The following is a 24,859-nucleotide window of genomic DNA, read 5'->3' as shown; positions in this document are numbered from 1 at the left end:
TACATAAAAATATATACTTATATTAAATTTTTACTTTTGAGTTTATATTTTATATTTTTGATACAATTGTATCATTTGGTACAGTAATTTCTAATTGTATAATTCTGATACTATTAGAAATAGATACTTGAAATTTAAATTTTTGAATATAAATCTTTTCTCCTATTTTTGGTAAGTATTTAAAGTGTTGCATAACTAATCCACCTATAGTATCTACTTCTGTATCAAGTAATTTAGTATGAAATATTTTGTTAAATTGTTTTATTTGTGTAAGGGCATTAACGGAAAAAGTATTGTGATTTATTTTTTTTATGTTCATATTTTTAGTATGATCAAATTCATCAAATATTTCTCCTACAATGATTTCTAAAATATCTTCAATAGTTACTAATCCTGAAATTGTTCCAAACTCATCAATAACTATAGCCATATGATATCTATTAATTCTAAATTCTTTTAACATATTATCTACATATTTACTTTCTGGTACTATAATAGGAGGTCTTAAAATTTTTTTTATACTAAAAGTTTTATTTTTTTGATTTATAAAAGGCAACAAATCTTTAGCTAACAAAAATCCTTCAACATAATTATTATTTTGACTCATAACAGGAAATCTAGAATGAGCTGATTTTATTATGATATCTAAACATTTACTAAAAGAATCATTAATTTTAATTATAATCATTTGTGAACGGGGTATCATAATTTTCTTGATTCGTTGTTTAGTAATTTTTATTACTCCTTTTAGCATTTCATACGTAGTTTGATTAATTAAAGAATTTTTTTCTGAATCTCTTATGAGTTCTAGTAATTCTTCTTTATTTTTAGGTGCTTCGTTAAATAATTGATTAATAAGTATTGATAAAAATCCTTTTTTATTATGTTGTTTTTTTTTGTGTAATGTACTATTATGCATATTTTGATTTATATTTAATTTTTTAAATTATATTTTAGTATATATTAACTATTTTAGATAGTATTTAATTTGATTATATATATGGATTATTAAATCCTATTTTTTTCATAATTTTAATTTCTTGTAGTTGCATTTTTGTTTGTGTTTTGTGATTGTTATGTTGGTAACCTAATAAATGTAGTACACCATGTATAATGATATGTGCCCAATGCATTATAATTTTTTTTTTTTGTATTTGTGCTTCTTGTTTAATTATTTCAGAACAAATAATTAAATCTCCTATAAGTAAAGATTTGGTATATTTTGGAGGTTGGAATGGGAAAGAGAGTATATTAGTAGCTAATTTTTGATTTCTGTACATTTGATTAATTTTTTTCATTTGTAGAATATCGATTATTATAATGTTTATTTCACATTTTTTTTTTATTAAATATTTTATCCATTGTGTAATTTTTTTTTTTTTTGGAATATTTTTTTTATTTGTACAATTTATTTGAAAATGTATTTTTAACATAAATATTATAAATAGTTAATTATGGAATATATATTCCTTTAAAAAAATTTTTTTTTTTTTTAGTAATTTGTACTTTAATAATTTTACCAATCATATTTTTTTGTCCTTGAAGAATTACTGTTCTATTATTTTCTGTTTTCCCAATTAATTCTAATTTTTTTTTATTAAAAAATTTTTCTACTAATATTTTTTGGTTACTGTTTATAATTTTTGTATTCCAATAGTTGGTTTGTTTTTTAATTTTTTTTTGTAATATTTGTAGTCTATATTTTTTTGTTTCAAGATCAACATTGTCTTTTAATTTGGATGCAGGAGTACCTGGTCTTGGAGAATATATAAAACTATAACTCATATCAAATTTAATTTTAGAAATGATTTTTATTGTATCTTGAAAGTCATCTTCTGTTTCTCCAGGGAAACCGACAATAAAATCAGAACTAATTTGGATATTGGGTCTTATTTTTTTTAATTTTTTTATTATTTGTTCATATTCTGATATAGAATATGGTCTTTTCATTAATTTTAATATTTTGTTTGATCCACTTTGTATAGGTAAATGTAAAAAATTAACTATTTTGTTTGTTTTATTATATATGTGTATTATATCATCAGTAAATTGCATTGGGTTACTTGTAATAAACCTAATTCTTTTTATTTTTTTTATCAGTGAAATAGAATGTAATAATTCTGCAAATGTGTATTTATTTTTATTTTTATCTATATATTTATAAGAATTTACATTTTGACCTAGTAATTGTATTTCCTTAATTCCATTATTGGCAAGTGTATTAATTTCTGTAAGAAGAGAGTAAAACGGTCTACTCATTTCTCTACCTCTTGTGTAGGGTACAATGCAAAATGAACAATATTTATTACATCCTTCCATTATGGGAATAGAAGCTATATAATTAGTAAATTTTGGTTTTATCGTATCTTGAAATTTTTCTAGCTGTAAAAAATTAATATTTATTAAAGATTTTTGTTTTATTATATGCTTTTCAAGCATATGAGGTAGTTTATGTAATGTTTGTGTACCAAAAATAATATCAACAAATTTTGCTCTTTTAAGGATATTATTTCCTTCTTGTGTGGCAACACAACCTCCTACTGCTATAATAATATTTTTATTATTTTTTTTTAAGTCTTTCCATCTTCCAAGTTGATGAAATAATTTTTCATGTGCTTTTTCTCGAATTGAACAAGTATTTAAAATTAAAATTTCTGCTTCAAGAACATTTTTTGTTTCAGTGTATTTTTTATTTTGTTGTAATGTGTTAATGATTGTTAATGAATCATATTCATTAATTTGGCATCCCCACGTTTTTATATAAAATTTTTTTTTATTTTCTTTCATGTGATAATATATAGAAAAATATAATATAATGATTTAATTGTAATTTATTATACATTATTTTATTATATATTATATGATATATTTATATTTATTTTTAGTATGTATATTTTATAGAAATTAAATTTTTTTAAATATCTTGATTCTCAAATATAGAATTATTTTTTATATCCATTTCTTGCTGGAATAGTTCTTGAAATGTTTGTTTTCTTCTAATTATTTGTGGTATGTTATTTTTAAATAAAATTTCTGGTATAAGTAGTTTGGTATTATAATTGGATGACATAGAAGATCCGTAGGCTCCGGTATGATGAAAAATTATATAATCACCTATTTTTACCTCTGGTAGTATTCTTTCTTGAATTTCTCCTGTATTATCTTGTGTAAAAATATCCCCTGATTCGCATAATGGTCCTCCTATTATTGCTTTAATTTTTTTGCTTTTTTTTATATTTCTTCCATTATATGGTAAAACAGATATGTGATGATAACTTCCATACATTGCTGGTCTGATTAAATCATTAAATCCAGCATCAACTAAAATAAAAATTTTTTTATAAACATATTTAATAGAGTATACTTGAGTAATTAAAATACCTGATTCTCCGACTAAAAAACGACCAGGTTCAATCTCTAAAGTGATTTTATAACCTAAGTAATTAGATATAATATTTCTGGTATGATTCCATAATTTGAAGTAATGATTTGTATTTACAATAGAATCAGTAGATTTATAAGGAATAGATAATCCTCCTCCAGCAGAAATATATTGAATATTTTGATTTAATAAAATAGAATACTGAATCATAGAGTGACATACTTTTTGTAAATGTATATAATTTACTCCAGATCCAATATGCATATGTAAACCAATGAGATTTAATTTGTATTTTTTAATGATTGGTAAAGCTAATTCTGGGTTCCATAAACCATGTTTACTATTTTCTCCACCTGTGTTTGTTTTTTTATTATGTCCATCACCAAATTTTGGATTGATACGAATCCATACGCGATGTCCGGGAGATATTTTTCCTAATTGTTTCAACATATCTAATGATCCCGCATTAACTGTAATATTTAATTCAATAATTCTATTTAATGTTTCTTTATCGAACATATCTGCTGTAAAAATTATTTCATCATTATGGGGTGTAAATCCAGCGAGTAACGCTCTTTCTATTTCTCCTAATGATACAGCATCTACTTTGACTTGTAATGATCGTATGAATTTCAAAATATGAATATTTGAACATGCTTTTTGTGCAAATCTAATAATATCAAATTTATTTAACTGATTTATTTTTTTTTGAATTATTTCCGCATCATACAACCAAATTGGTGTATTATATTTTTTTATTATTGATAATATATTTTTTGGATTAAGAGATATATTTTTTTTTGATATATGCAACATATTGATACTCTATTATGTTTTTATTTATTATTTGGTTTTAGCGTAGGGAATAGTATAATATCACGTATATTAGTTTGATTGGTTAAAATCATTACTAGTCTATCAATTCCAATTCCTAAACCTGCAGTTGGTGGCATTCCATATTCTAATGCTGTAATATATTCTTGGTCATAAAAATTTTTTTTATCATTTCTATTTTTTTCTTTTAGTGCTTGTTGTAAAAATCTTTCTTTTTGATCTTGATAATCATTTAACTCTGAAAATCCATTTGCTATTTCCATACCACCCATAAAAAATTCGAATCGGTCAGCTAAATTGTTTTGAGTATTATTTCGTTTCGATAATGGAGATACTTCAATTGGATATTCGGTAATAAAAGTAGGTTGTATTAATTTGTTTTCTGTAGTTGTTGTAAAAATTTTAGTTATAATTTTTTCAATAGACCATGATTTTTTAATTGTAATATTATTTAAATGAGCAATTTTTTTTATTTTTTTTATATTTTGTAAATCTTCTTTTTTAATATATTTATTATAATGTAAAATTGCTTCTATGATTGTAAATTTTTGAAACGGTTTACAGAATTGTAATGGATGATTTTGATACTCAATTGTGTATACCCCATGTATTTTATATACTATATATTTTAGTAAATGTTTGATAAATTCCATTAAATCATGGTAGTCAGAATATACCATGTATAATTCCATCATAGTAAATTCTGGGTTATGTTTGAAAGATATACCTTCATTTCTAAAGTTACGATTTATTTCATATATTTTTTCAAATCCACCAATTATTAATTTTTTTAAATATAATTCTGGAGCAATTCTTAAATACATTGTTATATTTAAAGTCTTGTGATGTGTAATAAATGGTTCTGCTTTTGCTCCTCCTGGTATACTTTGTAACATGGGTGTTTCAACTTCTAAAAATTGATTTTTATTCATAAATTCGCGAATAATCATTAATATATTGGATCTTTTAATAAAATTATTAATGGTATTTTTATTAAATAATAAATCTAGATATCTTTTTCTGTATCGTATCTCTTTATTAATTAAACCATGGAATTTATCTGGAAATGGTTGTATAGATTTTGATAATAAATTTGTTTTATAACAATAAATAGAAAGTTGACCTGTTTTTGTTTTAAAAATTTTTCCATAAACAGATATAATATCTCCTATATCCCATTTTTTAAATTGTTGATGATAAAAATTAAAAGATATTTTTTTTTCTGATATATATATTTGGATTTCTCCTTGCATATCTTGGATAGTTATAAAAGAAGCTTTACCCATAATACGCTGTTTCATGATACGACCAGCAATTTGTACTGTAATGTTAATTTTTGTTAATTGTGTATTTGTTTTATTAGAATATTTTTTATTAATAGATGATATATTAATATTAGGTTTAAAATTATTTGGAAAGTTAAATCCGTTTTTTTTAATTTTGTTGAGTTTTTTTTTTCTAATTTCGTATTCGTGTTCATAATTGATATTGTTTTTTTTATCAATATTTTTTTTACATACATACATATAATTTTTATAATCCTATTTGTAAACTTTTTTCAATAAAAGAATCTAGATTTCCGTTTAGTACAGATTGTATATTTCTACTTTCTATCCCTGTTCTTAAATCTTTAACTCTCGAATTATCTAGTACATAAGATCTAATTTGATTCCCCCAACCTATAGTTGATTTGGTATTTTCTATATGTTGTTTGATATCATTCTTTTTTTGCATTTCTATTTTATATAATTTTAGTTTCATTTGTTTCATTGCTTGTTCTTTATTTTGGTGTTGAGATCTTTCGTTCTGGCATTGTGTTACTGTTGATGTTGGTATATGAGTAATACGTACAGCAGATTCTGTTCTATTTACATGTTGTCCTCCACAACCTGATGCTCTATATACATCTATTCTTAAATCTGATGGTTGAATTTTTATTTTTATTTTGTTATTTATTTCTGGATATACAAATACAGAACTAAATGATGTATGCCTTCTGTTTCCAGAATTGAATGGACTTTTTCGAATTAACCTATGAATTCCTGTTTCAGTTCTTAACCATCCAAATGCATATTTTCCAATGATTTTAATAGTAGCATATTTAATTCCCGCCGTTTCTCCTGGTGTTTTTTGTATTATTTCTGTTTTAAATCCTTTTTTATCGGTCCATTTTAAATACATTCTAAGTAGTATTTTAGACCAATCTTGAGCATCTATACCTCCTGATCCAGATTGTATATCAAGATAGCAATTACAATAATCATATTTTTTTTTTAATAAATTATATATTTCTATTTTTTTTAATTGTTTTTTTATTTTTTTTATTTCTAAATTAATATCTTGTACTACACTAGTATCTTGTAATTGGATAGATAATTGTATGAGTTGATTAATATTTTGTATATTTATTGAACAAGATTTAATTTCTGTAAGAATTTTTTTTATTTTTGACTTTTCTTGTTTTATTTTTTTAATATTTTTTTTATTTTCTTGTAAAGAGATAGAGTGTAAAATGTTTTTTATTTCTATTATTCTTTTTTTTTTTTTATCATATTGTAATATATTTTTTATATTGTTAATTTTTTTTATTAATTTATTTATGGTTTCAGGGAACATATGCATGGTATTAACCATATCTTGACCTATATTATTGCAATTTCTAATATTCTATATTTAAAATATATTGTTGATGATATTATTTTAATAATATAATTAATATATAATGTCTTATGAATTGTTAATAAGTATATTTATGTTATTAGATATTGATTATTTTTTAAAGAATAATTGTTCTTTTGAGGTATTACGTGATTTATCTGTAGTGCAAGTATTAGGGAAAGATCATGAAAAGTATTTACAAGGTCAATGCACTCTAGATATATCTTATCTTAAATTATATAATCATATGATTTCTGCCCATTGTTATGCTAATGGGAAAGTATGTTCTGTCTTTCGTATACTACATTTTCAATTAGGGTATATATATATTCAACCGAATGAAATATGTAATGTACAAATGCAAGAATTGAAGAAATATTCTATTTTTTCAAAAATTGACATACAAAAAATGAAAGATGTTTATTTGTTAGCTTTAATGGGTAGTAAATCTCAAGATATTTTAATGGATTATTTTAAATATAAACCGAGTTTATATTCTTCAGTGATGTATATTAATAAAACCATTATACTATGTATTAATGATATTCAACCGCGATTTTTAATATTTTTATATCGTTCAGATTATATACATTTAAAAAAATTTTTATTACATAAAAATATTAAAAAGGTTAAAAATACATGGTTTATTTTAGATATTTTATCTGGATTCCCTGTATGGAATAAAAAAGTTATTAAAAAATTTTTTCCTCAAGAATTAAATTTAGATTTACTACAGGGAATACATTTCAATAAAGGTTGTTATTGTGGTCAAGAGTCTATTTCTAAAATATATTTTCGTAAACTTAATAAAAAAAGATTATATTGCTTAATTGGTATATCGTGCATTAAATTTGATATTTTGGATTGTATTGAAATATATAACGGATTTGGTTGGGAAAAATTAGGAAATATATTATTTTTTGTACATCTGAAAAAAAGTATATTTATTATACAGTGTGTATTAAATGAAAAAAAAATTTGTAGTAATATTTTTCGTATTGTAAATGATAAAAATAGTCGTTTTTTTATGTGTACTGTTTAAAATTAAATTTTTAAAATATTGAAAAATATTTTTATTAACACACTATTATATTTATAAATGTACACTTTATATAATATTCATATATTTATTTTAAAAACATTATGGCTAATGGTATTCTTTTTATTATTTCTGCTCCCAGTGGGGCAGGAAAATCTACTCTAATACAATATATACTAAATAATAAGTTGTTATTAGATATTGTTATTTCTATATCTTATACTACTCGTAAAATAAGACCTGGTGAATATCATGGTAAACATTACTATTTTATTTCTAAAGAAAAATTTGAATATATGATTAACAAAAAATATTTTTTAGAGTATGCTAAAGTATTTAACAATTATTATGGTACTTCTTATAAAGTAATTAATAGTTTTTTATCTAAAGGCTTAGATGTTTTTTTAGATATTGATTGGCAAGGAGCAAAACAAATTCGAAATAAGGTACAATTTTATAAGAGTATTTTTATATTACCACCTTCTATACAAGAATTATATGTTAGATTAAAAAATAGGGGGCAAGATAGTTATTGTGTAATTAATCATAGAATGAAACAAGCTGTTCATGAAATACAACATTATTTAGAATATGATTATTTAATTATTAATGATAATTTTCATTCTTCGGTATTAAATTTAGTTAGCATTGTTAATGCTACCAGACTATCTTGTTGTTATCAGAAAAAAAAATATAATCATATTATTACAGAATTGTTAAAAAAAACATACTAACTTATATTAAATTAATTTATTTTTAAATTTCGAATAGCTACTTTTCTGTCATTCTCATTTAAGAATTTTTTTCTAATTCGGATAGAAGAAGGAGTAATTTCTACTAATTCATCATCATTAATAAACCCTAATGATTGTTCTAATGTCATCTTTGTAATAGGAGTTAAAGATATTGCTTCATCTGAACCTGATGCTCTCATATTAGTGAGTTTTTTTCCAATTAAACAATTTACAGTTAAATCATTAGATCGATTGTGTATTCCTATGATTTGTCCTTGATAAACCTTTTCAGCATGATTGATAAATAATTGTCCTCTTTCTTGTAAATTAAATAATGCAAATCCTGTTGCTACTCCTGTTCCATTGGATATTAATACTCCATTTTTTCTTTGTCCAATGTTTTTTGATTGTGTTTTATCATAGTGTAAGAAAGATGAATGGAATATTCCTGTTCCAGAGGTAAGATTCATGAATTTACTTCTGAACCCTATTAATGCTCTACTAGATATAATGTATTCTAAATCAGTTCTTCCGTATTGATGGTTATTCACCATATTCGTTAATTTTCCTTGTCTTTCTCCTATATATTCCATAATGATACCTTGATGGCGATTTTCAATATTGATAATAACTGTTTCAAATGGTTCTGTTTCGATATTGTTATGTGTTTTAAATATAATTGTTGGTCTTGATACTTCTATTTCAAAACCCTCTCTACGCATATTTTCAATTAATATGGATAAATGTAATTCTCCCCTTCCTGATACAGAAAATATATTAGAAGATTTAGTTTTTTTTACTTTCATTGCTATATTGTACATTGATTCTTTTTTTAATCTATTATAAATAGCATTGGAGTTTATGTATTTTCCTTCTTTCCCACAGAAAGGGGAAGTATTCACTGAAAATAACATATTTACTGTTGGTGGATCAATATTTACTGGAGGTAAAGGATTGATGTGATCTATTTCACATATTGTATCAGAAATATTTAAATCATTTAATCCGGTAATAGCTATTATTTCTCCAGCGCATGCAGACTGTATTTCTATTTTTTGTAGTCCTGAGTACTTTAATATTTTTCCTATTTTACTGTATTGTATGTTTTTTTTCTTGTTAATTATAGCAACTGGTTGATTAATTTTTATAGATCCATTGTTAATTTTACCAATACCAATGCTTCCTAAATAATTATCATATTCTATTTGTGATATTTGAATTTGTAAATTCCCATTTTTCTTTACTTTAGGGTTTGGAGTATGTGTAATGATAGTATGCATTAGTACAGACATATTATTTTGCATATTATCATATTCTGTTCCAGATTTTCCTAATGTTGCTGAGGTATAAACTATTGGAAAGTCTAATTGGTTTTCTGTAGCATCTAAAGTAATAAATAAATCAAATATTTTTTCTATTACCCAATCTGGTCTAGCATTTTTTCGATCTATTTTATTAATTACAACAATTGGGTTAAGATTATTTAAAAATGCTTTTTTTGTAACAAATCTTGTTTGTGGCATGGGTCCATCTACTGCATCTACTATTAATAATACTGAATCTACCATAGACATAATTCTTTCTACTTCACCTCCAAAATCTGCATGTCCAGGAGTATCAATGATATTAATTCTATAATTTTCAAATTCAATTGCAGTATTTTTAGATAAAATAGTAATTCCTTTTTCTTTTTCTAAATCGTGAAAATCCATATTATATGGAATAGACTTATTGGTACTTGGTGTTAAATGAAATTGTTCTAATAATTTGTTTAATAAAGTTGTTTTTCCATGATCAATATGTGCAACAATAGCTATATTTTTAATATTTTTAATCATTTTATTTTTAAAATTATATTTTATATACTTTTATATAATTATATTATATACTATTTTTTTTATTATATAATAGGTTTTGTATGATATTACAGTATCAAAATACTAAATTTTTAACTAGTTCGGTATCAAAAAAATGTTTACATGTTGATAATTTAGGTGTTGAATTAGCATTTGTGGGATATTCTAATTCTGGTAAGTCTAGTTTAATTAATTGTATAACTAATAAAAAAAAATTATCTCGTTTTAGTAAAAAAACTGGTAGAACAAGAATGATTAATTTTTTTTATATAAATGATACATTAAGGTTTGTGGATCTACCTGGATATGGGTTTTCTTTAATACAAAAAAATCAAAAAAAAAAAATATATAAATTAATTTTTAATTATTTACGCAATAGAAAGTGTTTGAAGGGTTTAATATTATTAATTGATATTCGTAGATTAATTCGTACTGAAGATAGAAAAATATTAACATTTTCTAAATTGTACAATATACATATAATTATTATTTTAACTAAATGTGATAAGTTAAATAAACATGATAGATTGTATCAATTAAATATATTAAAGAAACAAATACAATTTTATTATATAAAATTAAAAATTATTTTATTTTCATGTGTTCATATGATTGGTATAAATGATATATTAAATGAGATTAATATATGGTATAATAAACATTTATAAATTTTATATTTATATTATATTTTATGGTATTTACATATATTTTGTATAAGATAATAAATATTATGCATCATTTTAAAGTACTTTATGTTATATGGTTTTAGATAATTATTATTTTTCTGGAATGTTATTTCTGTATATTTTTTTTTTATATCTACATTAATTTTTAATTTTATTAGTTTGTAAGATAATATAGCCATATTCTTTCCTTCAATTAATTTTTTTAAAATATTTTTTTTTCCTTTTAAGGGTAATGTGTGAATTTTTTTTAAATTTTTATAAATTTGATTAATGGATCCTATACTTAATATTAATTTGATAGCAGTTTTTTTTCCAATACCTTTTACTCCTGGTATATTATCTGATTGATCTCCTATTAATGCAAATAAATCTATAATATATTTTGGATGCACTCCATATTTTTTTTTTATATCTACAGAACTTGAAATATTATAATGATTTTTATTTAATATATAAATATTTTTATTAACTAGTTGTGTTAAATCTTTATCTATTGTCCCAATTAGAGTAATATCACCATTTTTTTCTGCTAATTTAGAAATAGTAGCTATAACATCATCAGCTTCTACATTAGGTATACAAAGTGTTGGTATACCTAAATGTATAAGTATTTTGTAGATGGTATTAATAATTTGAATTAATTCAAAGGGTATTTTTTTTCTATTTTTTTTATACTTTTGAAATATTTTTGTTCTAAAATTTTTTTCTTTCGAATCAAAAATAACAATAAATTTTTTTGGTAGATAAGTCTTTAATATATTTTGGATCGTATAAAAAAATAAATATATAGTATTTTCTATATTTTGGTTTTTTAATGCTACAAAATAAAATCTGTAAATATATGAATATCCATCTAATAATATAATTATTTTTTTATTATTCAAAACAGTATATAGTAATTATATGAATATTTTAATAAAATGAGTAATTTTTTATTTTTATGTATTATATAATAATTTATAATTTAGTATAATATTTTTTTAATTCATATATTCCTTTGAATGGAGCGATAGAATTACCTAATTGTTCTTCAATTCTAATTAATTGATTATATTTAGATAATCTATCAGAACGACTCATAGAACCGGTTTTAATTTGACCTGCTTGTGTGCCTACTGCTAGATCGGCAATAGAATGGTCTTCTGTTTCTCCTGATCTATGTGATATGATGGTAGTATATCCTGCTTTTTTAGCTATGTTAATTGCTGATAGTGTTTCGGTTAATGTACCAATTTGATTTAATTTAATTAGAATAGAGTTAGCTATATTTTTTTTTATTCCTTGCTTTAATTTAATAGGATTAGTAACAAATAAATCGTCTCCTACTATTTGTATTTTTTCTCCTAATAATTTAGTTTGATATTTAAATCCTTTCCAATCTAATTCACTTTGTCCATCTTCTATCGATGTGATAGGATATTTACTTGTTAATTTTTGTAAAAAATGGCTAAATTCTTTATAATTAAATGATTTGTTTTCTCCTTTTAAATAGTAAATGTTATTTTGTGGATTATATAATTCTGATGCTGCACAATCTATCGCAAACGTAATATCTTTTCCTAATATATAATTGGATTTTTCTACTGCTTTTACAATCATTTTAAGTGCTGATTCGTTAGAATGTAAATTGGGAGCATACCCTCCTTCATCTCCTACTGATGTAATCATATTTTCTTTTTGTAGTAATTTTCCTAAATTATGAAATATTTCACAACCCATTCTAATTGCTTCTTTAATAGAGTTCGCTCCTACAGGTTGTATCATAAATTCTTGTATGTCAATATTATTATTAGCATGGCTACCGCCATTAAGAATATTAATCATAGGTAATGGCATGGAAAATTTTTCAGGAGTATTATTTAATAATGCAATATATTTATAGAATGGTATTTTTTTTGCTATAGCGACAGCTTTCGCTGTTGCCATAGAAACAGATAAAATAGAATTTGCTCCTAATTTGCTTTTATTTTTTGTTCCATCCAAGTCAATCATAATTTCATCTATTTCTTGTTGGAGAAAAGCATTTTTACCTTTTAATTTATTAAAAATGTGCTTATTAATTAATTTGACGCATGTTGATACACCTTTACCAAAAAATCTATTTTTATCGTTATCTCTTAGTTCTAATGCCTCTTCGGATCCTGTTGATGCTCCTGATGGACAAGAAAAAATACCAATAGAATAATCTTCTAATTGTACTTCTGTTTCTATAGTTGGATTACCTCGAGAATCAATAATTTCTCGAGCATGTATATTTTTAATTTTGTACATTTTATATCCCATTTAAAATGTATAATAATATATTATAATATATTTATTCATCTATTAAGTAATTTACTCATTGTATGTATGTTATGTATTTTACGTATTTGATGGTTTTTTGTTTTGTTTTAGTGAAACTGTTTGATTAAATGTTAATATATTCTTTTTAGATAGTATAGAGTCAATATAAAAATATCCTATTCTTTCAAATTGATATGTTTGTATTTGTTTATTATTGAGAACACTATGGTGGACAAATCCATATTTTTTTATTATAGAATTTTTATTAATGTATGGTAATAAATTTTTTTTATTTTCTGGATTTTTAGTATTAAATAAATTATTATATATCATGAAACGTGATTTTACGCATTGTGTTTTTGTAATCCAGTGGATAATTCCGTTTTTTCTTTTATTATTTTTGTTTTTTAAGTTACATGTGCAAAAAATTTTAATAATATTATTATTTTTATCTTTTTTAATATACCTTGCTGTAATATTGTAAGCATATTTAAGTTTTACTGACCCTCCAAGAGTCAATCTTTTATATTTTTTATTAGGTGTTTCTTGAAAATCTGATCTTTCAATATATATTTTATTATTAAAAGTAATATCTCGTGTACCCATCTTAATATTATTAGGATGATTTAATATGTTGATTTTTTCTTCAAAATTGTTTGGAATATTATATATAATTACTTCAATAGGATCTAATATTGCCATTGTTCTATGTGCAGTTTTATTTAACTCGTCTCGTATACATGCCTCTAATGCTGATATTTCAATTAAATTATTTTGTTTAGTTACTCCTATATTGTTGCAAAAATTACGTATTGATTGTGCAGTATATCCTTTTCTACGTAAACCGCTTATTGTTAATAATCTTGGATCATCCCACCGTTGAACAATATTTTGTTGAATCAATAACTGTAATTTTCTTTTAGACAGTATAGAATATTCTATATTTAATCTAGAATATTCATATTGTGTAGGGCGATGATGAATACTAATATGATTTAATATCCAATTATATAATTGTTTATTATCTTGAAATTCTAATGTACATAAAGAGTGCGTAATACCTTCAATTGCATCTGATATACAATGTGAAAAATCATAAGTAGGATAAATACACCATAATTTTTTAGTATGGTGGTGTTCTTTAAATTTAATTCTATATAAGACCGGGTCTCTCATTACCATAAATGAAGACTTCATATCAATTTTTGCCCTTAGACATGCTTTTCCTTCTGGTATTTTACCTAATTGCATTTGTTTAAATAAAAACATATTTTCTTGTACTGTTTGGTTACGATATGGACTATTTTTCCCAGGTTGTGTTAATGTGCCTCGATATTGTTTTATTTCTTCTTTAGTCAATTGATCCACATATGCTAATTTTTTTTTTATTAATTCAAGGGCATAATAATAAATAATATTGAAATACATCGATGTATATTTAATATCTTGATTCCATTTAAAACCTAACCAAGCAATATCATTTTTAATTGAATCCATATACTTTGAATGTTCTTTGTTGGGATTAGTATCATCAAAACGTAAATTACATATACCTAAATATATTTTTGCAATATCAAAATTTAAACAAATTGACTTTGCATGTCCAATATGTAGATAACCATTTGGATCAGGTGGAAATCGAGTTTTTACATGCATTTTACGATTTTTCTTAAAATCTTTTTTAATCACTTGGTGTATAAAATTATTTTTATATTTAGTTTTTGTTGGTACCATATATACCTTATTATGAAAAATGAAAGTTGTGAAAAGAAATTTTTATATAAATTAACACGATTTTACTTTAAAATTATTATATTAATTTATATAATATAATATTATATAATATAGATTAATTAAAAGATAAATTAATTAAAATTATTATATATTAGGCTATGTAGCTCAGTTGGTTAGAGCACAGCACTCATAACGCTGGGGTCATGGGTTCAATTCCCTTCATAGCCATTATTAGCGGGAGTGGCGAAATGGTAAACGCACCAGATTTAGGATCTGGCGCCCGTTATGGGTTTACGAGTTCAAATCTCGTCTTCCGTATTTGGGGTATAGCCAAGTGGTAAGGCACCGGTTTTTGATACCGGCATCCCTGGTTCGAATCCAGGTACCCCAGTAATTCAGTTTAATAATTAATATTTTATAATATTTACATTTGATATAATATTATATTATATTATTAAAAATAACATTTTTATAAAATATTAATTAATATGATACAAAATAAATTAAAAAAATATGCTGCACTAGCTGCATTGGAATATGTTAATTTTGATTCAGTAATTGGAATTGGTTCTGGATCAACTATGTTATATTTTATTCAAGAACTTTATCATTTTAGAACAAAAATTATCGGAACAGTTTCTAGTTCTTATTATACAACTTTATTATTGCAAAATCATGGTATCAAGGTATTAGATGTAAACACTGTTTCAGATCCTATTATATACATAGATAGTGCTGATGAAGTAAATTTTGATATGTATATGATTAAGGGGGGTGGAGGTGCATTAACTAAAGAAAAAATTATTTCTTCATTATCCAATCAATTTATTTGTATTATTGATGAATCTAAGTTAGTACATACATTAGGTCAATTTCCATTACCTATTGAGATTATTCCTGAGTCTTATTCTTATATATATCAAGAAGTATTAAAATTAGGAGGTATCCCAAAATATAGAAATGGTATTGTTACAGACCACGGTAATATTATTATTGATATTTATAATTTAAATTTACAAAATCCTCAATTAATAGAAAATTATCTTAACAGTTTAGCAGGAATAGTTACAGTTGGTTTATTCCGTATGAGAAAAAATGATTTAATATTAATTAGTACACAATATGGTATTAAATCTTTTTAGTTAATTACATAATTTTTTATTTTATTTATGTATATTATATATTTGATGGAAAATATATTATATTGTATTTTTTTATTTTTTACATCCGGAAGGATTTGAACCTCCGACCTCCCAGTTCGTAGCTGGGTGCTCTATCCATCTGAGCTACGGATGCTAATTATATTTTCGGTGAAAGAGGGATTCGAACCCTCGATACAATTATATTTTGTATATTCCCTTAGCAGGGGAACGCCTTAAGCCTCTCGGCCATTTCACCTGAATACTGGACATTTATATACTAATATAGTACTATTCATATAATAAAGTCAAACATATTTTATATTTTTATCAATTTAATATTTCTTATTGTAATATATTATATTTCAATTATATAATATATCTATAAAATTCATGTTTATTGGATAATGAAATCATTTTTTTTGTTTTTCGATTGTATTTTTTGATATATTTCTTCTCGATATATAGAAATATTTTTAGGAGCGTTAATTCCTATTCTAATTTGGTTACCTTTTACACCTAATACTGTTATAGTAATATTATCACTTATGATAATTGTTTCTCCAACCCTACGAGTTAATATTAACATTATTTTTTCCTAATATATAAAATATAATTTTATTATTAAATCTAATTTATATTTATTTTTATAAAAATTTTATAATGTATGATATATTTTTTATTATTTTATAAAATAATTTTATTTTACTTTTGTATTAATATATTGTTTTATTTTTTTTACTACTAGATTGATTTTGGTAATATTATTAGTTGCATATTGTGCAAATTCTACCTTTCCTCCACCAGACCCCGAAGTATATTTTTTAAATATTTTGATAATTTTTAGCGATGTAATATATGATATTAATTCTTTATCTGTATAAATAATAAAAATATATTTATTACTTTGTTTATAAAAAAATATTATAATACATAATTTTATTTTTTTTATTATTATTTCTATCATTTTTTTTAATAATTTTTTATCTTTTATAGTGGTTTGTTGAAAGAAAAAATTTATTTTTTTAATAGTGATGATTTTTTTAATAATTTCCTTTGTTTGGTATAAAATTATATTTTTATTTAATTGATTATTTTGTTGCTGGATTTCATTATAACGATTTATAATTTTTTGTATTTTTGGTATACAAGATTTTGTATCTGATTTAAGTATATTGTTAATTTTTTGAATATATTTACTTTGTTGGTGTATATATTGTAATGCATATTTTCCAGTGATTGCTTCAATTCTTTTAATTCCTGAAGCAATGTTTTTAAAAGATATAATTTTAAAAATTCCGATATTTCCAGTGCGATTTGTATGTGTTCCTTTGCATATTTCTTTGGAAAATTTTTTTATTGATATTGTTTGGATACTATCGTTATAATTTTTATTTTTTAAAAAATGATAATTTTTTGATTTTGCTTTTTCAAAAGTTGTATTTTTTTTTTTTATAGTAATATTTTTTTGAATGTATTCATTTATTATGTGTTCTATTTGTTCAATTTTTTTATTTTTTATATTTTTTGGATAGGAAAAATCAAATCTAATATGTTTTTCATTAATAAAAGAACCTTTTTGTTCAATATTGTATTTTAAAATTTTCTTTAAACTAGAATATAATAAATGAGTTACAGAATGGTTATTTTGTATAAATATTCTTTTATTTTTATGAATTTGTGTAGCAATAATATCATTGATTTGTATAGTTCCATAATATACATAACCTATGTGTCCAATTGCATTCATGAAATTTTGTGTGTCTGTGACTTTAAATATAGCGTTATTATTATAAATAATGCCATTATCTCCTATTTGACCTCCCGATTCTCCATAAAATGTAGTTTTATTTAAAATAATAATTCCACTTTCATATTGTGATATGATAGAACTGGTTTTACCATTGATAAAAATTTCTTGTACATGAGTAATAATATGATTTTTATTATATCCTTCAAAGGTTGATTGAGTATTTGTCTGAATTGCATGTTTTATGTTTTTTTTTTTTTGTTTTTCTTCTCGTATTTTTTTTTGGTGTTGTATAATATTTTTTAATTTTTGATAATTAATATGTATATTTTTTTCTTTACATATATCTTTTGTTAAATCTATTGGAAACCCTATGGTATCATAAAGATAAAAAATTATATTTCCATCTAATTCTTTATTTTTTAATTTATTAATTTTTGATTTTAATAATTTCAAACCTACTTGTAGTGTTTTTATAAATTGTAATTCTTCTTGTTTAATAATATTTTTAATTTTTTTTTCTTTATGTAATAATGTTTTTTCAGATTTTGCTAATAATTTAATAACATTATGTACTAATTTATATAAGAAAGTATGTTTAATATTTAGTTTATGACCATGCATTAATGCTCTTCTAATAATTCTACGTAAGATATATCCTCTATATTCATTGGATGGGGTAATATCTTCATTGATTATAAATATTGCTGCTCGGATATGATCAGATATTATATTAATTGATTCATTGTTTTTAATATCTTGTAATTGGTTAATATAACATATTGATTTCTGTATTTTTTTAAATAAATCGATTTGGTAATTTGAGTTCACATGTTGTAGGATAGATGTTATTCTTTCTAACCCCATACCTGTATCTACAGAATATGTTTGTAATGGTATTAATGTATTTTTATTAATTTTATTAAATTGTATAAATACAATATTCCAAATTTCTACGTATTTATCTTTGTTATTTAAATTATTAATATTGATGGAATCATTCGTTTTATTAAAAAATATTTCGGTACATGGGCCGCATGGTCCTGTCTTATCCATATACCAAAAATTATCGGATTTGTATTTTTTATTTTCTTTATCATAAATAAGTATTATATTTTTTTTTTCTAATTTAATAATTTTCTTCCATATTGTATATGATTCTAAATCGTTATAGTATACAGTGACAAATAGTTTGTTTTTTGGGATATTAAACCATTTTTTATTTGTTAATAATTTCCAGGCATATTGAATAGATTCTTTCTTAAAATAACTACCAAAACTAAAATTACCTAACATTTCAAAAAATGTATGATGGTATAAACTATTGCCCACTTGTTCTAAATCATTATGCTTTCCTCCCGTTCTTAAGCATTTTTGGATCGTAGCAATTTGTAAAGCAGGGGGTTTTTTTTTTCCTAAAAAAATTTCTTGAAATTGATTCATACCAGCGTTTGTAAATAATAAATTAGATTTTTTAGGGGGGATTAATGAACTACTTTGTAAAATGGTATGATTATTTTTTTTAAAAAATGTTATAAACATTTTTCGTACTTCATTGATTTTATATATCATGCATATCCTGTATTTTTATTAAACATTAATTTTATTTATATATTATATAAATTTAATTATTTATTGATTATATTTATATATATGTTAATTATATATATGAAATACATAATTTTTGTACATTACAATTATGAAGAAAAAAATTAGTTTTATTATTTTACCCATTCATATAAAAAAAAATCGTTTAGATGTAGCATTAACGGATGTTTTAAAAAAATACTCTCGATCTTATGTTAAAGATCTTATTCTTACTAATTTAGTGATGGTAAATAATAAGATTGTAAATATTCCTAATAAAAAAGTTTTTCCTGGAGATAAAATTACTATTTTTGTTATTGATAAAAATATATTTCATATCGGAGAAAATATTGATTTAAATATTTTTTATGAAGATTATAATATTTTAATTATTAATAAACCTGCAGGTTTAGTTGTACATCCAGGGAATGGTAATCATCATGGTACATTATTAAATGCTTTGTTATACCGAAATAAAAATATACAATACATACCTAGATGTGGAATTATACATAGATTAGATAAAAATACTACTGGTTTAATCATTATAGCTAAAGATATTATTACTTATTTGAGATTAATTGATTTAATGAAAAAAAAAGAAATTATACGTCAATATCAAGCTTTTGTTTTTGGTAATTTAACTTCTGGAGATATAATTAGTGCTCCGATAATGAGAGATATAAATAGAAGAATTCGCATGATGGTACATAAAGATGGAAAACCATCTATTACATATTATAATATTATACAAAAGTTTCAATATTATACTCATTTAAATATTCAATTATTTACAGGGCGAACACATCAAATTAGATTGCATATGATGTATATTAAACATCCTGTATTAGGAGATCCTGTTTATAAATTACGAAATTGTATTCCTAAAAAAATAAAAAAAAAATTTTTTTTTAGAATACAATTCTGTTCTAGACAATGTTTACATGCTAGCCATATTAAATTTATTCATCCTATTATTCACAAAGATATGAGTTTTTATGTTTCTATTCCAGATGATATGATGAATATTATAAAATATTTATAGTATGTTTTATGTTAAAATGCAATAATTGAAAATATTATATATGATTTATTGTGATATGATATGTAAATAATATTTTTTATGTAGTAGTATTTTATAAATATTTTTATTCTATTTTATTTTATATTTATAAAATATTGATTAAAAACTATTATAATACAATAGATTATTAATATTATTTTTTATAATTTAGTGTTAAAAATATTTTTATATTTTACTATATAATATTTTACAGGATTTTCATGTTATCAGTTTTAATATTACCAAAGAATACTAATATAGGTTTATAAAACATTAAATAAATATGATACTATATAATATAATTTATATATTTTTATTTTTTGTTATTGTTTAATCTTTTTACAGCTATTTCAAGAGCATAAAAATATCCATATATTCCTAATCCAGTTATTATACCTTGAGAAATATCAGATAACCACGAATGTGATCTAAATTTTTCTCTAGCATAAATATTAGAAATATGTACTTCAATAAATGGAATATTTACAGCTAGTAATGCGTCTCTTAACGCTATACTAGTATGTGTTAATGCTCCCGGGTTTATGATGATATAATCGTATTTTTTTGATTGATGAATAGTTTCAATGAGTATATGTTCTGCATTAGATTGTATATGTTTTATTTTTGTTTGTATTTTATTTGCTTTTTCAGATAATTTATTTATTATTTTTTTTAGTGGAATATTTCCGTATATATTAGATTCTCTAGATCCTAATAAATTTAGGTTGGGTCCATTTAATATTAAAATTTTAAATTTATACATTATATTATTTATTTTATAATTTAATAATTAATTCTAAATATTTGTATAAATTTTGTAAAGATTTTTCATTAAGAATTATAAACATTTTATGCAATATATTTTTTTTAATTATGTTATAATTTGTTTTTTGAATATTTTACTATTGTAAATTATATATTTTAATTTTATGTATGATAAAATATTTTTACATATTAATAAGATTAATGTTAATTTTATAATTTAATCATTAATATATTGCATTCTTCATTTGTACGAAATAATATAATTGATATATTACTTTGATCATATTTAACATATTGAATGTTTGATATATCTATAATATTATTTAGATATCATTTGATACAATATTTTGTATTATTCAAGAATATGATTGTATATATTTTATATATAATATATTTTTTACTAAATATATATGATAAAGTTTTATTGATATTTTGATGAATTCATTAAAATATTTATATAAAATATGTGGATTATACATAATGTAATGATATATTTTATATGTATTGTCACCAATAGTTATTTATAATATGTGAACTATTGGTTTCAATATATAATGATTTAATGGATTTAGCATAATTCAAGATATTTGTATATATAATATATAATTATTTAATATTATTTTTATTTTATATACGTTCTTTAATACGTGCTGATTTTCCAATTTTATTTCTTAAATAATATATTTTTGATTTTCTTACTGCTCCTTTTTTTTTAATAATTATATTTTCTATAATATTGGAATATGTTGGAAATATTCTTTCTATTCCTTCCCCATTAGATATTTTTCTTACTGTAAAGGAAGATTGTAATTGTCTGTTTTTAATTGCAATTATTATACCTTCAAATGATTGAATTCTTTTTTTTGTAGATTCCATAACCCATATTTTTATTTCTACTGTATCTCCTGTTCTAAAATGAGGTATTTTTTTAGACATATATTTTTTTTCTATGTTTTGTATAGTTTGATTTTTCATTTTATAGTATCTCATACTACATTATTAATATTATGTTCATTGGGGGTAAGAATAAATTTTATTATTATTAAGATAGATATATTTAATGATTTTTCATTTTTTATATTATATGTTATGAATTTGAGTAAATTTTTTATTTTATAATATCTTATAAGTTATTTTACTATTTTAAGAAATTTTACTTTTATACTGTATATAATTGATTTTTTAATTTTATTCAGTATTTATATGAATAGTTTTTTTATAAATATCTACTTTTTGAATCATTTTTTTTTGTATAAAAGGAATTAATATTTCTTTTTTGTGAATATTTTGTAAAATTAATATATCATTTGTGTTAGATTGTAATATATTTATTACTTTCCCAACATATTTATTTTTTTTATTAAACACATTACATAACATAATATCTTTCCAATAATATTCTAATTGGGGCAGTTTAGGTAATTGGTTACTATTAATAGCAATTGATATATTAATTAATTTTTGCGCTTGGTTTCTATCGTTTACATTGTGAATTTTAATAATAATTTTTTTATTGATATTTTTTTTATCTTCTAATTGTATTTGGCCCCATTGATGATCTTTTTTTATGAACCAAGGTTGATATTGAAAAATATGTATTTTTTTTTCTGTATAAGAAAATAAGTGATTCCAACCTTTAATTCCATATGGAGATCCAATTTTACCAATTATTAATGGATTATCCATAAATAATTATTTTTTTTATTTAGAATGTATATGAATTAATTTTTTCACTCTATTAGATAAGATTGCTCCATTTTTTATCCAAAAATTGATTCTATCTATATTGAGAGTGGTATTTTTTGATTTTTCTGTTATTTTAGGATCAAAAAAACCTACTTGTTCAATAAATCTTCCATCTCTTGGAAACCTGCTATCAGCAACAACTATTTTATAAAATGGTTTTTTTTTTGCCCCGTGTAGTGATAATCTAATTTTTACCATATTTATTCCTTTTATATTAAATAAAATTTTTTTTAAATTTATAATATACTTTAATATTATTAAATTATTTTAGTATTAAATTTTTTATATATTGTAAAGTTTTTTGTACACCTTGTATTTTTATTTTTTTTATTATTTTTTTAATTTCTACAAATTGTTTTAATAATTTATTAACATCTTGTATAGTAGTTCCTGATCCTATTGATATACGTTTTTTTCTTGACCCTTTTATAATTTTAGGATTTTTTCTTTCTTTAGGTGTCATAGAATTAATAATAACATGTATTTTTTTTATAAAATTATTATTAATATTTTCTGATGTATTATTATCTGGTTTATATATATTTGATATAATTTCATTTATTTTACTAATTTTATTAGTGTTTTGAAGATATATTTGAAAGTCATTTAAGTCAAATTTTTTATTTTTTTCTATTTTTTTGTTAATGGTTTTAGAATGGATATTTTTAATTTTTTTATTTATTTTTGTTATAAGAGATAATGTATCTTCCATATTTAAAATACGAGATACAATCTCTTTTGGTTTAAAAATAGAAAATGCATGTACTTTTTCACCGGTTCCTACAAATTTAATTGGTTTTTTTGTTATATAAGTAGCAGATAATGCAGCACCTCCTTGTGTATCACTATCTAATTTAGTTAATATAATTCCAGAAATATTAAAAAAATTATTAAAGGTATTTGCTATATTAATTGCTTCTTGACCCATCATAGAATCTATAACAAAAAAAGTTTCTATAGGATTAGTATGTTTTTGTATATTTTTTATTTGTTGCATCATTTTTATGTTATTATTTAATCTTCCAGAAGTATCTATAATTAGAGTATGATAGAATTTTTTTTTTGCTTCTTTAATAGCCTCTAAGCTCATTTTAGATGGATCATGATGAATTTTAGGTTGAAAGAAGTCTATTTTTGCTTTTTCAGATATTACTTTAAGCTGTTGTATTGCAGCTGGACGATAAATATCAGTAGAGCAAGTTAAAATTTTTTTTTTATATTTATTTTTTATAAATTTTCCTAATTTTCCTATACTAGTAGTTTTACCTGATCCTTGTAAACCTACTATAAGTATTATATTGAGTTTTTTTTTTAATAAGTTAATGTTTTGATTTTTATGTTGCATAATTGATATTAATTCTGTTTGGAAAATTTTAATAAATTCTTGCCCTGGGGTAAGATGGTGATTTATATTATTACCAATAAGTTTTTTTTTTACTTTTTTAATAATTTTATCAATAACAATTAATGATACATCAGATTCTAATAAAGTTTTTTTTATATTTTGTAAAGTACTTGCAATATTTTTTTCTGTAATTCTTCCTTTACCAGAAATATTTTTAATAAGTGATATAAATTTTTTTTTAATATTGCTAAACATAAT

Annotated in this window: 22 protein-coding genes and 5 tRNA genes; 8 read left to right on the top strand and 19 right to left on the bottom strand. The window is 22.1% G+C overall.

Annotation, left to right across the window (positions count from 1 at the left end):
- Nucleotides 1-49: 49 nt before the first annotated feature.
- The 6 genes from corC to prfB form a co-directional block, all read right to left on the bottom strand.
- Nucleotides 50-919 (bottom strand): CNNM family magnesium/cobalt transport protein CorC, encoded by an 870-nt coding sequence (corC, locus tag AB4W54_RS01450; protein ID WP_367674343.1) that lies wholly within the window; start codon nucleotides 917-919, stop codon nucleotides 50-52.
- A 73-nt stretch (nucleotides 920-992) separates the two neighbouring features.
- Nucleotides 993-1,433, bottom strand: a complete 441-nt coding sequence (ybeY, locus tag AB4W54_RS01445; protein WP_367674342.1) for an rRNA maturation RNase YbeY — start codon at nucleotides 1,431-1,433, stop codon at nucleotides 993-995.
- Between the two features lie 19 nt (nucleotides 1,434-1,452).
- The gene (miaB, locus tag AB4W54_RS01440; RefSeq protein WP_367674341.1) at nucleotides 1,453-2,787 is read right to left on the bottom strand and encodes a tRNA (N6-isopentenyl adenosine(37)-C2)-methylthiotransferase MiaB; all 1,335 of its coding nucleotides are present in this window, start codon (nucleotides 2,785-2,787) and stop codon (nucleotides 1,453-1,455) included.
- Nucleotides 2,788-2,914: 127 nt separating this feature from the next.
- A complete protein-coding gene (lysA, locus tag AB4W54_RS01435) occupies nucleotides 2,915-4,198 on the bottom strand; it encodes a diaminopimelate decarboxylase (RefSeq protein WP_367674340.1) in 1,284 nt (427 codons plus the stop codon).
- Nucleotides 4,199-4,218: 20 nt separating this feature from the next.
- Complete coding sequence (gene lysS / locus AB4W54_RS01430; RefSeq protein ID WP_367674339.1) at nucleotides 4,219-5,742, bottom strand: lysine--tRNA ligase; 1,524 nt, start codon at nucleotides 5,740-5,742, stop codon at nucleotides 4,219-4,221.
- A gap of 7 nt (nucleotides 5,743-5,749) precedes the next feature.
- Nucleotides 5,750-6,850, bottom strand: coding sequence for a peptide chain release factor 2 (gene prfB, locus AB4W54_RS01425; RefSeq protein ID WP_367674338.1), 1,101 nt, complete (start codon nucleotides 6,848-6,850; stop codon nucleotides 5,750-5,752).
- A gap of 118 nt (nucleotides 6,851-6,968) precedes the next feature.
- Here prfB and AB4W54_RS01420 point away from each other — a divergent pair, with 118 nt between their 5' ends.
- Both AB4W54_RS01420 and gmk read left to right on the top strand, forming a co-directional pair.
- Complete coding sequence (locus tag AB4W54_RS01420) at nucleotides 6,969-7,916, top strand: tRNA-modifying protein YgfZ (RefSeq protein WP_367674337.1); 948 nt, start codon at nucleotides 6,969-6,971, stop codon at nucleotides 7,914-7,916.
- A gap of 101 nt (nucleotides 7,917-8,017) precedes the next feature.
- Nucleotides 8,018-8,647 carry a guanylate kinase gene (gene gmk / locus AB4W54_RS01415; RefSeq protein ID WP_367674336.1) on the top strand — a complete coding sequence of 210 codons (630 nt, stop codon included), beginning with the start codon at nucleotides 8,018-8,020 and terminating at the stop codon, nucleotides 8,645-8,647.
- An 11-nt stretch (nucleotides 8,648-8,658) separates the two neighbouring features.
- Here gmk and typA read toward each other — a convergent pair whose 3' ends face one another.
- Nucleotides 8,659-10,485 (bottom strand): translational GTPase TypA, encoded by a 1,827-nt coding sequence (typA, locus tag AB4W54_RS01410; RefSeq protein ID WP_367674335.1) that lies wholly within the window; start codon nucleotides 10,483-10,485, stop codon nucleotides 8,659-8,661.
- A gap of 80 nt (nucleotides 10,486-10,565) precedes the next feature.
- On the opposite strand from typA, the gene yihA reads away from it, so the two are divergent.
- Entirely contained in the window at nucleotides 10,566-11,171 is a 606-nt protein-coding gene (yihA, locus tag AB4W54_RS01405; protein WP_367674334.1) for a ribosome biogenesis GTP-binding protein YihA/YsxC, read from the top strand.
- A 14-nt stretch (nucleotides 11,172-11,185) separates the two neighbouring features.
- Here the strand turns inward: yihA and AB4W54_RS01400 are convergent, their stop codons facing one another.
- The 3 genes from AB4W54_RS01400 to glnS all read right to left on the bottom strand — a co-directional run bounded on the left by AB4W54_RS01400 (nucleotide 11,186) and on the right by glnS (nucleotide 15,206).
- Nucleotides 11,186-12,073, bottom strand: coding sequence for a 5'-3' exonuclease H3TH domain-containing protein (locus tag AB4W54_RS01400; RefSeq protein WP_367674333.1), 888 nt, complete (start codon nucleotides 12,071-12,073; stop codon nucleotides 11,186-11,188).
- 73 nt (nucleotides 12,074-12,146) lie between these two features.
- Complete coding sequence (eno, locus tag AB4W54_RS01395; RefSeq protein ID WP_367674332.1) at nucleotides 12,147-13,460, bottom strand: phosphopyruvate hydratase; 1,314 nt, start codon at nucleotides 13,458-13,460, stop codon at nucleotides 12,147-12,149.
- A gap of 90 nt (nucleotides 13,461-13,550) precedes the next feature.
- Nucleotides 13,551-15,206, bottom strand: coding sequence for a glutamine--tRNA ligase (glnS, locus tag AB4W54_RS01390; RefSeq protein WP_367674331.1), 1,656 nt, complete (start codon nucleotides 15,204-15,206; stop codon nucleotides 13,551-13,553).
- 154 nt (nucleotides 15,207-15,360) lie between these two features.
- On the opposite strand from glnS, the gene AB4W54_RS01385 reads away from it, so the two are divergent.
- The 4 genes from AB4W54_RS01385 to rpiA all read left to right on the top strand — a co-directional run bounded on the left by AB4W54_RS01385 (nucleotide 15,361) and on the right by rpiA (nucleotide 16,348).
- Nucleotides 15,361-15,434, top strand: a tRNA-Met gene (locus AB4W54_RS01385).
- A gap of 6 nt (nucleotides 15,435-15,440) precedes the next feature.
- Nucleotides 15,441-15,524, top strand: a tRNA-Leu gene (locus tag AB4W54_RS01380).
- Nucleotides 15,525-15,526: 2 nt separating this feature from the next.
- Nucleotides 15,527-15,597: transfer RNA gene (locus AB4W54_RS01375), tRNA-Gln, on the top strand.
- A gap of 97 nt (nucleotides 15,598-15,694) precedes the next feature.
- The gene (rpiA, locus tag AB4W54_RS01370; protein ID WP_367674330.1) at nucleotides 15,695-16,348 is read left to right on the top strand and encodes a ribose-5-phosphate isomerase RpiA; all 654 of its coding nucleotides are present in this window, start codon (nucleotides 15,695-15,697) and stop codon (nucleotides 16,346-16,348) included.
- 80 nt (nucleotides 16,349-16,428) lie between these two features.
- Here rpiA and AB4W54_RS01365 read toward each other — a convergent pair.
- From AB4W54_RS01365 to alaS, 4 genes are all read right to left on the bottom strand, one after another.
- Nucleotides 16,429-16,502 (bottom strand) — tRNA-Arg (locus AB4W54_RS01365).
- Between the two features lie 12 nt (nucleotides 16,503-16,514).
- A tRNA-Ser gene (locus AB4W54_RS01360) sits at nucleotides 16,515-16,604 on the bottom strand.
- A 138-nt stretch (nucleotides 16,605-16,742) separates the two neighbouring features.
- Nucleotides 16,743-16,934, bottom strand: a complete 192-nt coding sequence (gene csrA, locus AB4W54_RS01355; RefSeq protein WP_367674329.1) for a carbon storage regulator CsrA — start codon at nucleotides 16,932-16,934, stop codon at nucleotides 16,743-16,745.
- 111 nt (nucleotides 16,935-17,045) lie between these two features.
- The gene (gene alaS, locus AB4W54_RS01350) at nucleotides 17,046-19,667 is read right to left on the bottom strand and encodes an alanine--tRNA ligase (protein ID WP_367674328.1); all 2,622 of its coding nucleotides are present in this window, start codon (nucleotides 19,665-19,667) and stop codon (nucleotides 17,046-17,048) included.
- Nucleotides 19,668-19,794: 127 nt separating this feature from the next.
- Here alaS and AB4W54_RS01345 point away from each other — a divergent pair, with 127 nt between their 5' ends.
- Complete coding sequence (locus AB4W54_RS01345) at nucleotides 19,795-20,727, top strand: RluA family pseudouridine synthase (RefSeq protein WP_367674327.1); 933 nt, start codon at nucleotides 19,795-19,797, stop codon at nucleotides 20,725-20,727.
- A gap of 331 nt (nucleotides 20,728-21,058) precedes the next feature.
- On the opposite strand, the gene aroQ is transcribed toward AB4W54_RS01345, so the two are convergent.
- The 5 genes from aroQ to AB4W54_RS01320 form a co-directional block, all read right to left on the bottom strand.
- Nucleotides 21,059-21,508 (bottom strand): type II 3-dehydroquinate dehydratase, encoded by a 450-nt coding sequence (gene aroQ, locus AB4W54_RS01340; protein WP_367674326.1) that lies wholly within the window; start codon nucleotides 21,506-21,508, stop codon nucleotides 21,059-21,061.
- 629 nt (nucleotides 21,509-22,137) lie between these two features.
- Nucleotides 22,138-22,485: a 50S ribosomal protein L19 gene (rplS, locus tag AB4W54_RS01335; RefSeq protein WP_367674325.1), complete on the bottom strand. Its 348-nt coding sequence runs from the start codon at nucleotides 22,483-22,485 to the stop codon at nucleotides 22,138-22,140.
- A gap of 213 nt (nucleotides 22,486-22,698) precedes the next feature.
- Nucleotides 22,699-23,196, bottom strand: coding sequence for a ribosome maturation factor RimM (rimM, locus tag AB4W54_RS01330; RefSeq protein WP_367674324.1), 498 nt, complete (start codon nucleotides 23,194-23,196; stop codon nucleotides 22,699-22,701).
- Nucleotides 23,197-23,211: 15 nt separating this feature from the next.
- A complete protein-coding gene (gene rpsP / locus AB4W54_RS01325; protein WP_367674323.1) occupies nucleotides 23,212-23,454 on the bottom strand; it encodes a 30S ribosomal protein S16 in 243 nt (80 codons plus the stop codon).
- Between the two features lie 64 nt (nucleotides 23,455-23,518).
- Nucleotides 23,519-24,856, bottom strand: coding sequence for a signal recognition particle protein (locus AB4W54_RS01320; RefSeq protein WP_367674322.1), 1,338 nt, complete (start codon nucleotides 24,854-24,856; stop codon nucleotides 23,519-23,521).
- Between the last annotated feature and the right edge of the window lie 3 nt (nucleotides 24,857-24,859).

Source organism: Buchnera aphidicola (Pterocallis alni), from assembly GCF_964059075.1.
Lineage (GTDB): Bacteria > Pseudomonadota > Gammaproteobacteria > Enterobacterales > Enterobacteriaceae > Buchnera_L > Buchnera_L aphidicola_AN.
The sequence above is the reverse complement of the archived record's forward strand: the minus strand, read 5'-3'. Positions and strand labels throughout refer to the sequence as shown.

Bases quoted from the DNA above. Each gene is read 5' to 3' on its own strand.
- corC (WP_367674343.1), bottom strand. From the start codon at position 919: ATGCATAATAGTACATTACACAAAAAAAAACAACATAATAAAAAAGGA.
- ybeY (WP_367674342.1), bottom strand. From the start codon at position 1,433: ATGTTAAAAATACATTTTCAAATAAATTGTACAAATAAAAAAAATATT.
- miaB (WP_367674341.1), bottom strand. From the start codon at position 2,787: ATGAAAGAAAATAAAAAAAAATTTTATATAAAAACGTGGGGATGCCAA.
- lysA (WP_367674340.1), bottom strand. From the start codon at position 4,198: ATGTTGCATATATCAAAAAAAAATATATCTCTTAATCCAAAAAATATA.
- lysS (WP_367674339.1), bottom strand. From the start codon at position 5,742: ATGTATGTATGTAAAAAAAATATTGATAAAAAAAACAATATCAATTAT.
- prfB (WP_367674338.1), bottom strand. From the start codon at position 6,850: ATGGTTAATACCATGCATATGTTCCCTGAAACCATAAATAAATTAATA.
- AB4W54_RS01420 (WP_367674337.1), top strand. From the start codon at position 6,969: ATGTTATTAGATATTGATTATTTTTTAAAGAATAATTGTTCTTTTGAG.
- gmk (WP_367674336.1), top strand. From the start codon at position 8,018: ATGGCTAATGGTATTCTTTTTATTATTTCTGCTCCCAGTGGGGCAGGA.
- typA (WP_367674335.1), bottom strand. From the start codon at position 10,485: ATGATTAAAAATATTAAAAATATAGCTATTGTTGCACATATTGATCAT.
- yihA (WP_367674334.1), top strand. From the start codon at position 10,566: ATGATATTACAGTATCAAAATACTAAATTTTTAACTAGTTCGGTATCA.
- eno (WP_367674332.1), bottom strand. From the start codon at position 13,460: ATGTACAAAATTAAAAATATACATGCTCGAGAAATTATTGATTCTCGA.
- glnS (WP_367674331.1), bottom strand. From the start codon at position 15,206: ATGGTACCAACAAAAACTAAATATAAAAATAATTTTATACACCAAGTG.
- rpiA (WP_367674330.1), top strand. From the start codon at position 15,695: ATGATACAAAATAAATTAAAAAAATATGCTGCACTAGCTGCATTGGAA.
- csrA (WP_367674329.1), bottom strand. From the start codon at position 16,934: ATGTTAATATTAACTCGTAGGGTTGGAGAAACAATTATCATAAGTGAT.
- alaS (WP_367674328.1), bottom strand. From the start codon at position 19,667: ATGATATATAAAATCAATGAAGTACGAAAAATGTTTATAACATTTTTT.
- AB4W54_RS01345 (WP_367674327.1), top strand. From the start codon at position 19,795: ATGAAGAAAAAAATTAGTTTTATTATTTTACCCATTCATATAAAAAAA.
- aroQ (WP_367674326.1), bottom strand. From the start codon at position 21,508: ATGTATAAATTTAAAATTTTAATATTAAATGGACCCAACCTAAATTTA.
- rplS (WP_367674325.1), bottom strand. From the start codon at position 22,485: ATGAAAAATCAAACTATACAAAACATAGAAAAAAAATATATGTCTAAA.
- rimM (WP_367674324.1), bottom strand. From the start codon at position 23,196: ATGGATAATCCATTAATAATTGGTAAAATTGGATCTCCATATGGAATT.
- rpsP (WP_367674323.1), bottom strand. From the start codon at position 23,454: ATGGTAAAAATTAGATTATCACTACACGGGGCAAAAAAAAAACCATTT.
- AB4W54_RS01320 (WP_367674322.1), bottom strand. From the start codon at position 24,856: ATGTTTAGCAATATTAAAAAAAAATTTATATCACTTATTAAAAATATT.